Here is a 12,564-nt window from a genome sequence, read left to right as displayed (position 1 = left end):
TCACCGAATCGTGGTTAAACTTGCCAGAGGCTCCGGGAAGAGCCAGACCAGTATGGCCAGTATCGAAAACACATAAAAATAGGCCGTTATCAGGTAGTAGATATAGGGAGAGGCACCTTTCAGCTCCATGAAGTGCACGATGATCATCCGCGCCTTGATCACGATCACAGAGGAAATAACCAGCGTAATCAGCAGGCTGGGCTCAGCCCCCTCGGCAATCACTGCGCTAAGTAGCGTTAGCCCAACCAGAATCATCCAGTGACGATCCAGATTCTTGCCCGATGACCGGGCGGACAGGCTGTTATCGGTCAGGTTCATCCCATGCCCTCCTTCGCTTGCTCCGGTTTACCGGAGCACATACATCAAGGGGAAAATCAGAATCCACGCCAGATCAATCATGTGCCAATAGCAGGCTGCTGCGATCAGACCGTCGTGGTTGGCGGAGGTGAACCCTCCGGAGCGGATGCGGAAAATGGCCCAGACAATGCCCCCGCCACCCCAGAATATGTGCAGCATGTGGTTGAAGGTTGTGTAGTAATACACCGCGAAAAAGTTGCTGCTATTAGTATGAATCCCGTGCTGCTGATTCCACAGATACTCACCGCACTTGATCAGCAGGTAGATAACACCGCAGGCAACGGTTGCTGACAGCCAACGCACAGCCTTCACAGGTTGATCGGCCCTCAGCGCGACAATGCCTCTTGCAACAAAGTAGCTACTGGTAATCAGAACCAGTGTATTGGCTGTGCCCGCCAGGGTATGAAGCTTGGCAGGGCCGGAGCTGAACTCCTCGGGATAATGAGCGCGCGCGATGAAGTAAACCACAAAGAACAGGGCAAATTCCGTCAGCTCAGAGTAGATACCCACCCAGATTGCGGGATTACCGGGAACGCGTTTGCTGTCAAAAACAGGCCGGGGCTCTGATAATTCGGGCAACGCCTCGACATAACCAAGTGATGCGTCTGCATTCAGGCTCATATCACCCTTGCCCCCATTCAAGCGCCAGGGGATGGCCAGACCATCCCCACCCTTATTAAGTCATATTATATACATCTTTTAAGCGAAGGGCTTCGTTTTTTTAACCGCACGATCACAGGAACGTGTCAGTACCCTCCCTTTTTACCCGTGCCAATGAACGCAAAGTCCCACTCAACATCGAACGGAGCCCACCATTTGCCAACACCGGTTTCCTTATCCTTGTGGCGATAGAATCCCTGATAGGGAGGCGGATCAATATGGTAGACCACGTGGTATTTCCCGGGGCCATCAAGCTTGATGTTGGCGCCATAGTGGGGGCCATCCGATGCAACCATGGGCATAAAGGCACCAGTGGACGACCAGTCTGAATCCACCTTGGTGAGCGTGTAGGTCACTCCGAGGTAAGGCACCCAGGCACCAGCGCCAAAGCCACTGTTGTTACCGGGCATTGCGGCAACATCTGCCTCCAGATGAATATCCTTGTTTCCCATCCCCGGGAGTTCAGGGGTCATCATCACCGGTTGCAGGTAAACTGCACCGATTTCCATACCGTTGATTTCAACTGGTTCGCCGATCATTACCTCGCCGGCCAAGGAATTTCCTGCCAGTAGCATACTTCCTCCTGCGAGGCAGGCTGCAGCCAAAATGCGGGAATACGTCATCATCATTTCACTCCTGTCTTTGCTGTTTTCAGATAGTTGTCATTGCACGGTGCCGGTGCCAGGCCCATACCGCGGTCAGTACCAGGGGCACCATAACCAGAGCCTGTGCCAATAGCGTTTCCAGCGTCGGGTAAATACCCAGCCATGTCAGGCGGGGGGCTCCGGTGATGGGTGTAATCCCCACCCAGCCGGCTTCCTGAAGTTCCAGGATTCCAGTACCGGCAAAGTTGAAAGCGAGATAAAACAGCAACGCGGCCGTTACGCTGAAAAACACGGGCAGCGGTAGTTTCAGGGACGCGGCTCTCATCACAAGGAAAGCTGCCAGTAGAACCGCTGCCGCTGCGCCACTTCCGAGCAGCATGGGCACAACAGGATGCCCGGACTGTCCGGCCAGTGCGTAATAGAAAAGAATGGTTTCCGCCCCTTCGCGGTATACGGCCAGAAACACCGCCAGCCCGAGCGCCCACCGTTGTCCGCCAGACAACGCACCGTCCACTTTCCTGCGAATGTACGCCTGCCACTTTTCTGCCTGGCGTTTGGCGAGCAGCCAATGGCTGACATAAAGCAGCACCACAGATGCACAGAGCATGGTGACCCCTTCCAGGGCTTCTCGAGCCACGCCGGAGGCCTGAAACAGTATATTCATACCGAATGCCGTGAGCGCACTGGCCACCAGAGCCAGGGCGATACCGGTATAGAGCGCCAACATACCTGAATCCGCAGATGACCTGCGCAGGTAGGCCGCCAGCGCCATGATTACCAGCATGGCCTCGAACCCTTCCCGCAGCAGAATCAGGAACGCCTGCAGGGCAAGCCCGCCGAAGCCGACCTTTTCGTTGCTGAACAGCGGGCCTACCTCGTTTTCCAGAACGTCACGGAGCTCTGACCAGGCTGCGGCTAACTGCTGCTTCCCGGCCCCCTGTCCCGCCAGACCAATCACAGCGCCGAACATCGACTCAACACGAGCTTTCAGCCCCGGATCCTTCACCCCGACAGCAACTTCCAGACCCGACCCTTCGAACACATCGAAATACAGGCTGGAGAAGGTATCCATGGTGTCCAGGCCGTTGCTCAGGTGATAGTCTTCGGCAGCTGCATCCCCACTCTCAACCAGTTGCTGGACGACAGCACCAGCAGCCAGAGTGTCCTCTTGAGGTATATCCGCGAGACTGCTTAGCGGGAGCAGCACCGCAACAACAAACACAAGCCATCGAGCCATTACTGGTTTACCTCGAACACATTCCGTGACACGCCGGCCTCGTTAAGTTTCCCTGCCTGCTCCCTGAGCGCCTGCTTTAGGCCTTCGGTGAGCTGTATAACGTCGCTCTGCTCCGCCCCCTGCTTTATAGCTTTGCGCAGTGCGCCAAACTGACGCTCAACAAGGAAGGCAGGCTCGATGCCGAACTGACTCCGGATAGCTGCTTCCATCTTTTCTCCTTCGAAGGGACCAAAATACGCCTGAATCACGCTCCGACGGGCCTCCTGAGCATGCCCCGCCTGGTAAGACGACAATGCAACGTCCAGCTCGCTGATCACCTGCTCCGCCACCGGGCGCCAGTCGTCATTCCCGGCCCGAACCACAACAGACACCTGCAAAATCAGCGCCCCGCACAGTACAGACAGCAACCTCATGCACTTACTCATATCCCCCTTACCTCCCCCCTGCGGAGACTCTCCGTCACAACACAGCCATCCACCAGGCCGCTGCCATGGAAGCGCTGCCCAGTGCGGTTGGAACCATCGCCAGCGCCCTTCCCCGCCTGACACCCAACCCGTTGAGAATCTGCCACGCCAGCCAAAGGCTCCAGAGCAGACCCGCCAGGATCATCAGACTCTTCACGTTACTCACCTGCGCTACCGTCATTCCCAACCCGATAAACGGTGTAAACAGTTCCGTAGCGAGGCCAATCATCAAGGCCATAAGGGCTACCGGCGCCTGGCTATACCCTAGCTGGATCGTCGCTCTCAACAGCCGACATTCACTGCCAAAATGCCTGGCCAGTGCAGCGCTTCCCAAAGAGGCCAGTCCCAGTGCGATGGCACAAAGAACCATCACGGATACCATGGTTCCGCTGATCATGAAGAAGTCGAGCCAGCGAAAAATTTCCCGGCGCTCAGGGTGCACACTCATCAACCAGTCGGGCCCGGGCTCGCCTATCCAGTACTGCCCCTGATCAATGAACCAGGTGCCCACGGACTGTCGCCAGCTGTCGTAAAACGGCATAACCAGCCAGAGAAATCCTCCAAGGGCGACTCCGGCCCCCAGAAAGATAAACAGCACTTCCCAACCGTCTGGCAGGTGATGGCGAATCATTTCAAGTTCCCTTCCCGGTCGCCGGAATGACACCGCCAGGCCAGCTCTATGGCCAGGCAATATGCAGCGCAGACACTCAATGCAGTGGCGGGCAGCCCGCTTTCTGGGCAGGTCGATGTAGGTTGGGCAGATGGTTTTCTCTGTCAGCGCGTCCAGCCCCGGCTTCCACTTCCTTGGTGACAACTGAACCGCTCCCAGGCGCGCGAAGACACCGAGTAAAAGCCCGATGGGACAGAGGTGCCGACACCAGACCCGCTTATTGCGGCCCCATAACCAACCCACCAGAATCGCTAGCGCAAAGGTACCGCCAAAGATCTCAAGAGCGGCTTCAGGATGATCCCGTACTCCGGTGGTCTGCCCCAGAATAGTAATGACGATAAAACTGACGATGGGTGTCCCCGGCCAGCGAATCCAGGCCGGTGTGACGCGCTGCAGGCCATGGCGATTGGCCAGCTCGGACGCAGCCCCCATGGGGCATAGAAAGCCGCACCAGCTTCTACCGGTTATCACCACGGAGAAGAACACCAGAGGAAACCAGACGCCCCAGAGCAGATAGTTGGCCAATACCCTGCCATCATCCAGAGAGCTGGCCTGTTCGGAGGGTTCGGGAAGGTATACAGGAACAACGAGAACGGCCAGGAAGACCACGAACATGCTCACGTGAACCCAGGGCAGCCATGGTCTCAGCCTTGCCAGCAGCCGCTCCACTCCCGGGCGTGAAAGAGCGCCGGCATCAGCCTGAGAGAACCGACTCGCCGGCTTTGCTTCCGTGATATCTGCGATGGGAATCGTTTGCATGGTGCACTCCGTGATCAACCATGCATAAGGTAACCCGACAACACACAAACAATAATGATTCTTATCAAGTTGAAGTGTTGAAAATCATTTTTATTAACGAATTTCAAAACGGAAGCTTCAAACCACCTGATCCATGCCCGGCATTCCGTACCAGTATCCGTTACAGGGAGGCGCTTCCACCAACTGCAGAGGATCTGTCTTAGGCACTTCTCCACGGCGGACCTGATCAAACCGCTGGACCACCTCCGCCATACCGTGCAGTTCCGGGCTCAGTCGGGCGGTTCCCACCCCCATAGCGGCCATCTCCGGCAGCTCTCGCATCAGGTCGTATCGAGCACCGGACAATGTGGATATGCCGTTCAGCCGAAACAGCTCCTGGGACTCCCGTGATCGCAGCTCCATGCCATCCGGATGCTGCAGACAGCGAAACTCACAATTGTCCTTCGGCAGGTTATAGTGGCGAGCGGTAAAGCACCGGGACGACCAGGCCAGCGGCAGGAAGCCCCAGGAGAATACCTCAGATGGCAGTTCCAGCCCTGTCGAGTTCACGCCTCCGATCAATTGCTTCAGGGTTTCCTTGCCCAACTCGACAGGCAGATTCCAGCCCCGCAGCCCCTGCTTTGCCAGCACCACCAACGTGGCGACATTGTAGATATTCATGGAAGGCCCTGTGACGAACGGAATCCTGTTGCGAATAGCGACCTGAAGGGCACTCTGGTCGTTGGCCTCCACGGTAAATTCGTTCTGTTCGCAGATCTTTCGTAATCGCCGTAGATCTGCTTCTGACTCGATCAGCGTCTGGGTGGACAGCACCACTTCCTTACCACACGCCTTGAGATCCCGGGCCAGTGCAAACCAGTCATCCGGTTTAAGTTCACGACGACGGGAACAGACAGCCTCGCCCAGATAAAGGGTATCAACCGGCCATTCAGCCGCTTCCGCATAGAAATCAAACACTGTCTGTTTCGACCAGAACCACAGAATAGGGCCGAGGGAAAGTTTCATCATGGCTAGCTCCCCTATTTCCACTTGCGATGATAGGCGCCCAGTGTAGTCAGGCCCCCTTCGGACAACCCCGCCAGGGTGTTACGCCACTCATTTTCGACAGTGAACATACCGGGTGTTCGCTTCAGGTTATCCAGCGCGCTACGCCAGGTCCCCGCCACGTCCGCAATGTAGGCAGGACTGCGCTGACGGCCTTCGATCTTGACCGCGCTGATACCCAGGGCTTCAAGCTCCGGCAGAAGATCCAGCGTGTTCAGACTGACTGGTTCCTCGATGGCGTGGTAAACACTGCCCTCCACCTCAAACCGCCCCTTACACAAAGTGGGGTAACCTGCGGACTCGCCGGGGCCGTATAGGTCAATCAAGACATCATTAAGCCGTGACTCCAGTCCCTGCGGGGTTTCCTGCCAGCGCACCGCCTTGGCGGGAGAGCAGGCACCGCGGGTATTCGGAGATTCATCCGTCAGATAGGAGGACAGGTAACAGCGCCCCTCAGCCATAATGCAGAGACTGCCAAACGCAAACACCTCGAGCTCTACCGGGCTGTTACGGGCAACCCCACGAACCTGGTCCAGTGACAGAACCCTGGGCAGAACAGCTCGACGAATATCGAAATTGTCCTTATAGAAAGAAAGAGCCTCATAACTGGTCGCTGAGCCCTGCACCGAAAGGTGGCGGGGTATATGAGGATAGCGGTTGGCTGCGTAATCCAGCAGGCCCATATCCGCCAGGATAATGGCATCAACTCCCAGCGCCGCCGCACGATCCACAGCTGCGGTCCATTGCGCCCAGCCATCCGGTTGCGGGTAGGTGTTGATGGCACAGAATACCCGTCTGTTGCGGCTGTGGGCGTATTCGACCCCTTCAGCCGCCCGCTTGTCATTAAAATTCAACCCGGCGAACTGGCGGGCGTTGGTACTGTCGCGGAAGCCGAAATAGACGGCATCGGCACCGTTATCCACGGCGGCTTTCAGGGCCGGAAGACTGCCGGCCGGACACACGAGCTCCATGGTGATCTCCGCTGAAAAAAATCTCCCCGGCACCTTAGCGACCAGACCTCACGCCCACCTTGACCTTTGTCACCGGAGCCGGGGAAATCCCCCGATTACCCCCAAAGAGGTATCCCCGGTACTTTTACCTATCGACAGAAAAAACAGCCAGAACTCATACCATTAACCCTAACTTACAAGCTCTTACACAACAGAAACTACCCCCTCAAATACCCCAACCTGCAAATAGAAAACACATACCCCAGACTGCAAAATACGGATATCCAAGAGTCCACGAGGTCACAGGACATGACATTCGTTACTAATCTCTCCATGCGCGGGAAACTGCTCACCCTGATACTGCCAGCACTGCTGGTCATTCTGTTTTTTGCAGGTGACAACATCCGGCGGAATACCACGCTTGTTACCAACATGAACCAGTTGCAGGCCATGGCAACGCTGGCAAAACAGGGAGACCCACTCGTTGAGGAGCTGCAACGGGAGCGAGGACGCTCCGCGGTTCTGCTTGCCAGCCAGCCGGGGAGTGATGGTGAGCAACAGGCATCCACCGCACTCGAAGCCCAGCGTGGAAACTCCGACCGGGCACTTGCGACATATCGACAAGGTATTGAAAGCCTGCTTGCGGAAACCGAGTTTGATTCCACTATTACCGGTAGCCTGGATCGGTTCCGGCAGGACATTGGCAAGCTTGATCAACTGCGCCGTGGCATCGACCGCCGGGAAGTCGCTCCGGGCGAGTCTGCCAAACGCTACACCGGCCTGATTATGGAAGTGGTCGACCGCATACCAATGCTGGTGCGCCAGGCCAGTGACCCAGAACTCTCCCGCCAGATCAGCGCCTATCATGCCCTGGCCAGTGCTGCTGAAATGGCCGGCCGGGAACGGGCAGTTGGCGCAGGCCTCGTGCGCAGTGGCAACTTTGATCTGCCGACTCTGGGCCGCACCGCAAGGCTTGCAGGCCAGCAACAGGCACTGCTGGAAACCGCTGCCAGCCGCCTCGCCAGTGGCTCCCCGATCCGGGAGAAAATCGACGCCTTCGGCAACAGAACCGAAGCCCGGGACATGCAGGACATTCGCGACACCCTGTTCAGCAGCCAGTCCGGCATGTATGCGCTGGAAAGCAGCACATGGTTTACGACAGCAACCCAACGCATCAATGCCATGAACGGCATCAGAGCCAGCCTGCTGGGTGAGATAGAAGCACTTGCTGCCAGAGACGTTGCCGATGCCCGCAACAGCCTGATGGTCTCAGCCGTTATCGCTGGCGCGGCCGTCCTGCTGGTTGTCATCATGATGGTGATGATTATCCGCACAATCCACCAGCAGGTAAGCCGTTTGCTGACCGGCGTACGCCACGCCATGGACAATAAGGACCTGACCCAGCCCATCGAAGTGCTGAGCAAGGACGAAAACGGTGTCATCGCAGAAGCCATCAATGAACTGTTCCGCCACTTCAGCCAGGCCCTGCTGCAGATTGACCGCTCCAGTATTCAACTTGCCACGGCCACCGAGGAAACCAGCTCAACCGCTGGCCAGAATGCCGACCAGGTAAGGCGGCAACAGCAACAGATCGAGCAGGTTGCAGCAGCCACCGAGGAAATGTCGGCAACCTCCGAAGAGATTTCCACCAATGTGCTTCAGGTGGCAGACGCCTCTACCCGCGCTATGGAAAAGAGTCGCAATGGTGAAAAGGTACTTCACAGCTCAGTGGCACAGATTCGCACCCTGGCGGAATCCGTTCAGGAGGTGAACCAGGTGATCGCCGAACTGGAGGAACGCAGTGGTTCGATCAGTGAAGTGGTGGATGTTATCCGCAACGTAGCAGACCAGACCAACCTGCTGGCACTGAACGCAGCCATTGAAGCGGCTAGAGCCGGTGAGCATGGTCGTGGCTTTGCGGTGGTCGCCGACGAAGTGCGTGCTCTGGCTCGCCAGACCCACGAGTCCACCACTCAGATCGAAGACATCATCAACAGCTTCAAGGGCAGCACCGACAGCGCCAGCCGCTCCATCACCGCCAGCCACCAGCTGGCCGATTCAACCAGCGAACAGGCTTCCGAAATGGAAACGACCTTCGCCGAGATCCTGATGGATGTGAACAGCATTTCCGATATGGCGACCCAGATTGCTGCGTCTTCCGAGGAGCAGGTCGCGGTCACCCGGGAACTGGCAGGCAACATGGAATCCGTCAGTGAGTCCGCCCTGCTGACCCTGACAGGCTCACAGGAAATCACTCAGGTTACCGAAGAGCAGGCTCGACTGGCCCGTCAGCTTCAGGATCTGGCCAATGAATTCAAGGTGACATCCACAAACTGATCAGCTGACTGCCTCCGATTCCGTTCATTCCCCGTAGTCCGTTACAGGGTCTGGTTTCTGCCAGCCCTGTGAGCGGATTCATAACAACGAGGAACGAGCAATGCGCAACGAACGGAAACAGAGCCTGAAGCATCCCCTTTCCAAAAACCTTCTTGCCTTGGCGATCGCGGGCGCCGTGGCAGGATTCTCCGGCTGTACACTGAATGGAGACGACGGTGACCAGGGCCTGACAGGTGCCAGCGGCCCGGACGGCAGCCCGGCGTTTCCCAGCGCCCGAATTTACGTCGCCAGCAACAGCAGCGGGGACGCCAGTGTCAGGGTGAGGGATGAAAACCTCGGCCTGCTCAACACGTACACCACGGGAGCCAACGAAGGTTTGCTGGTAACGCCGGCTTCCCGTCTGATGCAGGCGGGTGACCTGATGAGCACCGGCCGGATCGTGACCGCCTGCAATGCCCCAACCAGAACCTCAGCCGACCCGAGCTTCGAAATCACCGGCGGCAATACCACGCTCGCCAGTCCAAAGGGCATGGCCCGTATTGCTACCAGTGGTTTGACCGTGGTTGCTAACGTTGGTGCTCAAACCCTGCTGGTTTTCGGCGATTCCGCTGCCGGGAATGTCGCACCGGTTGCCACGATTGCCCTGCCGGCTAATGCATGGGATGTCGTTTATGATGCCACCAGCGATCGCCTGTTCGCGGCACTGACTGACGGCACAGTCGGTGTATTCGATGATTTCAGTGCAGATTTCGGCGTATCCGCCAACGGCCCCACCCGTACCTTCGCAATTACCGACAGCGACGGCGAGACATCGGTCAATCTTCACGGTATTGATTATGAGGCCAGCAGTGACCGATTGGTGGTATCCGATGTCGGACAGGCCAGTTCGGCGACTGACGGCAAACTCTACGTAGTCAGCAATGCCAGCACTGCAGATGGAACAGTAGCGGCCGATACCACTATCAAGGGCAGCGACACGCGCTTTGGCAACCCGGTCGACCTGCAACTTACCGGGACGGATGTTCGAATAGCCGAGAAAGCCAACGGGGGAGGAGCCATCCTCGTCTATCGTAATATTTTCGAAGTGGCGGGAGGCAACGTGGCGGCCGACCTGGTGCTGGACACACCCGCCCCGGAGTCGATTGAGGTTATTACCGAGACTACTCCGGCGGCAGGCGTCACCGACGTTTCCGACAGCAGTACCAGCTACTCATTACTCTACACCAGCAACCCCGGCGCCAACGCCAGCGTTCAGACGACTTCCCGTAACCTGGATGCCTCTGCTCTGGCATTCACCTCCGGCCTGACCAGTGTAGAGAACATCACCCTGGACCGGGATGGCAATGCCTATCTGGCTTACGATGACGGGACACAGGCGAACAGCGGTATCGCCGTGGTCGGCGCTATCGACAACCGGGACCCTGCGGGCGCACTGGATATGTCACGGGATCGCCTGATTACCGGTAGCAATACCCGCCTGCTGTCACCCAAAGGGATTGAACTCGCCGACGATCTTGGCCTGATGATTGTGGCAGAGCAAGGCGGAGCCGAAGTCCTTGTCTTCAGTCTCTGCGACAGCGGTAACGCCACACCGGTCGTGGTTAACACGGCAGCAGACCCTGTCAACAATGTCGCCCCCTGGGATAGCGACTATGCCCCCTCCGCAGACACTCTGTTCGTCGCACTGACCAACGGTACTGTCGCCGCTTACGATGACTTCTCAGCCGATATGGGAGCAGGTGGTCCTGACCGCATCATTACGCCGGCGATGGCTGGTGTGGCATTTGCGGCACCCACCAATCTCCACGGTATTCGCTATCATCAGGAATCCGATACGCTGATTGTTGCTGATGTCGGCTCCGGGGCCTCAAACTCAGACGGTGCATTGATGACGTTGCCCGGCGCTTCGTCCGCAGAGGGGCTGACCAACGTGGGCAAGCGTATCGCCAACCCGGGTACCCTGGCCGACGTGACCGGTCTGGGTAATCCTGTAGATATCGCCTTCGATGGCAAGGATCTCTTTGTTGCAGAGAAAGCCAATGGCGCTGTTCAGGTGTGGCGCGATTTCCTGACGGATTCAGCACTCGATGGCAACGTGGCGCCGAGTGACTCTTTAGCGGCAGTTGCTCCGGAATCCATCATTATCAATCTGAACTGATCCTGAACACAGGCACCAAAAAGCCCGGCAAGACGCCGGGCTTTTTGGTGCCTGAATGATCAGATTGACGTAACCGCCCGTCCAATAAACTGGATCGGCCCTGTTGGCCGACCAATTGGCGAGCCGCCATAATTCTCCAGCGTGATTTCGAACAGCTGGTTTTCTTCCAACGGCGGCAGATCATCCAACGAGATCTGAATGGGCTGCCCCGGCTCAACCAGCCCGAGCGATACCGGACCATCCCAGTCATCAGCCTTGGTCCAGAATTCTAGTGCTTTGCCCTCAGGAATTTCGAAGCTACCCAATGCTTTCAGAGTAAGCTTGCGGGACGTGCTGGCCTGAACAACCCAGCCTGGGGAATGACCCTCGGGCGTTGCCAGTACCACCATATATTTTGACGAAGCAGGCTGATACGCCACCAACGTAATGGCCAGAGCGAGCGCGCAGGCAAATCCGGCTGCTGAAAAGCCCCGCCAGAAAACGAGATTATTCCACCAGGACGACATCCAGGAGACGGGCGAGTCACCGGCCGTTTCAGGGCGCGAGTCCAGTTCATCAATACTGGCGGAGATTCGTTCCCATACACTCTCGCGTACCTCGACGGGTTCGGCGACATCGCACAGGCCAACCAGACGCTCCTGCCAATACCTGACCGCTTCCGCCAGCTGTTCATCTTCACGCATCCGATCAGACACCTCACGGTGTTCTTCTTCGGTGAGGGTTCCCAACACATAATGCCCGGCCATCTCGTCCCGGCTCATATCGTTATCGTGAGTGTTCATCCCATACACCCCCTTAACGCGACGAGACTGCGCTTGATCCAGGATTTGACGGTACCCACCGGCGCCCCGATCAGATCACCAATCTCGGACTGGGAGTAGCCATTAACATAGGCGTGAAAAATACACGCTCTGGGGATAGGTTCCAGGCGCTCCAGACATTCCTGCAGTCGTTCGCTGTTTCCACCCCAGTGAGAGGATCCGACCTTTTCGATCCAGCGCTGGGAGTTGCCCGGATCTGCAGCTGCGTCAATGTCCCCGACTTCTTCCGGCCGGTCTTCTGTACTGACCTGCTTACCCGATGACCGGATCGTATCGAGAGCCAGATTACGCGCAATCGTATAAACCCAACCCCGGCCACCGCCCCGGGAAGCATCGAAGGTGGACGCGCGCTGCCATATGCGGACAAACGCATCGTGAAGGATGTCTTCCGCGCGAGCGCGATCACGCACAATCCTGCTGACAACACCAAGCAACTGCTGGCTTTCTCGGACGTACAGTGCTTTCAGAGCCGATTTATCGCCGTCTACACACGCCCTCAGGC

12 protein-coding genes are annotated in these 12,564 nt (G+C 57.4%); 2 read left to right on the top strand and 10 right to left on the bottom strand.

Translation table 11 applies throughout. The annotated features are described in order from the left end of the window. From FWJ25_RS02180 to ubiU, 8 genes are all read right to left on the bottom strand, one after another. A complete protein-coding gene (locus tag FWJ25_RS02180; RefSeq protein ID WP_149598598.1) occupies positions 1-318 on the bottom strand; it encodes a cytochrome C oxidase subunit IV family protein in 318 nt (105 codons plus the stop codon). Between the two features lie 27 nt (positions 319-345). After that, the gene (locus FWJ25_RS02175; RefSeq protein ID WP_149598597.1) at positions 346-978 is read right to left on the bottom strand and encodes a cytochrome c oxidase subunit 3 family protein; all 633 of its coding nucleotides are present in this window, start codon (positions 976-978) and stop codon (positions 346-348) included. 125 nt (positions 979-1,103) lie between these two features. Next, on the bottom strand, positions 1,104-1,592 hold the full coding sequence (locus FWJ25_RS02170; RefSeq protein ID WP_368732299.1) for an iron transporter: 489 nt from the start codon (positions 1,590-1,592) through the stop codon (positions 1,104-1,106). Positions 1,593-1,668: 76 nt separating this feature from the next. Then, positions 1,669-2,859 carry an FTR1 family iron permease gene (locus tag FWJ25_RS02165; protein WP_149598596.1) on the bottom strand — a complete coding sequence of 397 codons (1,191 nt, stop codon included), beginning with the start codon at positions 2,857-2,859 and terminating at the stop codon, positions 1,669-1,671. Beyond that, complete coding sequence (locus FWJ25_RS02160; RefSeq protein WP_149598595.1) at positions 2,859-3,284, bottom strand: hypothetical protein; 426 nt, start codon at positions 3,282-3,284, stop codon at positions 2,859-2,861. Before FWJ25_RS02160 ends, FWJ25_RS02165 begins: the two co-directional genes overlap by 1 nt. Before the next feature lie 34 nt (positions 3,285-3,318). After that, the gene (locus FWJ25_RS02155) at positions 3,319-4,752 is read right to left on the bottom strand and encodes a 4Fe-4S binding protein (protein ID WP_149598594.1); all 1,434 of its coding nucleotides are present in this window, start codon (positions 4,750-4,752) and stop codon (positions 3,319-3,321) included. Positions 4,753-4,869: 117 nt separating this feature from the next. After that, on the bottom strand, positions 4,870-5,760 hold the full coding sequence (locus FWJ25_RS02150; RefSeq protein WP_149598593.1) for a U32 family peptidase: 891 nt from the start codon (positions 5,758-5,760) through the stop codon (positions 4,870-4,872). 11 nt (positions 5,761-5,771) lie between these two features. Further along, positions 5,772-6,767: a ubiquinone anaerobic biosynthesis protein UbiU gene (ubiU, locus tag FWJ25_RS02145; protein WP_149598592.1), complete on the bottom strand. Its 996-nt coding sequence runs from the start codon at positions 6,765-6,767 to the stop codon at positions 5,772-5,774. Between the two features lie 288 nt (positions 6,768-7,055). Between ubiU and FWJ25_RS02140 the strand changes: the two genes are divergently transcribed. Next, a complete protein-coding gene (locus FWJ25_RS02140; RefSeq protein ID WP_149598591.1) occupies positions 7,056-9,083 on the top strand; it encodes a methyl-accepting chemotaxis protein in 2,028 nt (675 codons plus the stop codon). Positions 9,084-9,183: 100 nt separating this feature from the next. Continuing rightward, positions 9,184-11,241, top strand: a complete 2,058-nt coding sequence (locus tag FWJ25_RS02135; RefSeq protein ID WP_149598590.1) for an autotransporter outer membrane beta-barrel domain-containing protein — start codon at positions 9,184-9,186, stop codon at positions 11,239-11,241. Positions 11,242-11,300: 59 nt separating this feature from the next. Here the strand turns inward: FWJ25_RS02135 and FWJ25_RS02130 are convergent, their stop codons facing one another. Together FWJ25_RS02130 and FWJ25_RS02125 are read right to left on the bottom strand one after the other, a co-directional pair. Next, positions 11,301-12,023 carry an anti-sigma factor gene (locus FWJ25_RS02130; protein WP_149598589.1) on the bottom strand — a complete coding sequence of 241 codons (723 nt, stop codon included), beginning with the start codon at positions 12,021-12,023 and terminating at the stop codon, positions 11,301-11,303. Then, on the bottom strand, positions 12,020-12,562 hold the full coding sequence (locus tag FWJ25_RS02125; protein WP_246166649.1) for a sigma-70 family RNA polymerase sigma factor: 543 nt from the start codon (positions 12,560-12,562) through the stop codon (positions 12,020-12,022). Before FWJ25_RS02125 ends, FWJ25_RS02130 begins: the two co-directional genes overlap by 4 nt. Positions 12,563-12,564: the final 2 nt, after the last annotated feature.

This window comes from Marinobacter salinexigens, assembly GCF_008370345.1.
Classification (GTDB): domain Bacteria; phylum Pseudomonadota; class Gammaproteobacteria; order Pseudomonadales; family Oleiphilaceae; genus Marinobacter; species Marinobacter salinexigens.
This window is presented reverse-complemented; position numbering and strand designations above follow the sequence as displayed.

Excerpts from the sequence above, each read along its gene's own strand:
- FWJ25_RS02180 (WP_149598598.1), bottom strand. The coding sequence starts at position 318 with ATGAACCTGACCGATAACAGCCTGTCCGCCCGGTCATCGGGCAAGAAT.
- FWJ25_RS02175 (WP_149598597.1), bottom strand. The coding sequence starts at position 978 with ATGAGCCTGAATGCAGACGCATCACTTGGTTATGTCGAGGCGTTGCCC.
- FWJ25_RS02170 (WP_368732299.1), bottom strand. The coding sequence starts at position 1,592 with ATGCTACTGGCAGGAAATTCCTTGGCCGGCGAGGTAATGATCGGCGAA.
- FWJ25_RS02165 (WP_149598596.1), bottom strand. The coding sequence starts at position 2,859 with ATGGCTCGATGGCTTGTGTTTGTTGTTGCGGTGCTGCTCCCGCTAAGC.
- FWJ25_RS02160 (WP_149598595.1), bottom strand. The coding sequence starts at position 3,284 with ATGAGTAAGTGCATGAGGTTGCTGTCTGTACTGTGCGGGGCGCTGATT.
- FWJ25_RS02155 (WP_149598594.1), bottom strand. The coding sequence starts at position 4,752 with ATGCAAACGATTCCCATCGCAGATATCACGGAAGCAAAGCCGGCGAGT.
- FWJ25_RS02150 (WP_149598593.1), bottom strand. The coding sequence starts at position 5,760 with ATGATGAAACTTTCCCTCGGCCCTATTCTGTGGTTCTGGTCGAAACAG.
- ubiU (WP_149598592.1), bottom strand. The coding sequence starts at position 6,767 with ATGGAGCTCGTGTGTCCGGCCGGCAGTCTTCCGGCCCTGAAAGCCGCC.
- FWJ25_RS02140 (WP_149598591.1), top strand. The coding sequence starts at position 7,056 with ATGACATTCGTTACTAATCTCTCCATGCGCGGGAAACTGCTCACCCTG.
- FWJ25_RS02135 (WP_149598590.1), top strand. The coding sequence starts at position 9,184 with ATGCGCAACGAACGGAAACAGAGCCTGAAGCATCCCCTTTCCAAAAAC.
- FWJ25_RS02130 (WP_149598589.1), bottom strand. The coding sequence starts at position 12,023 with ATGAACACTCACGATAACGATATGAGCCGGGACGAGATGGCCGGGCAT.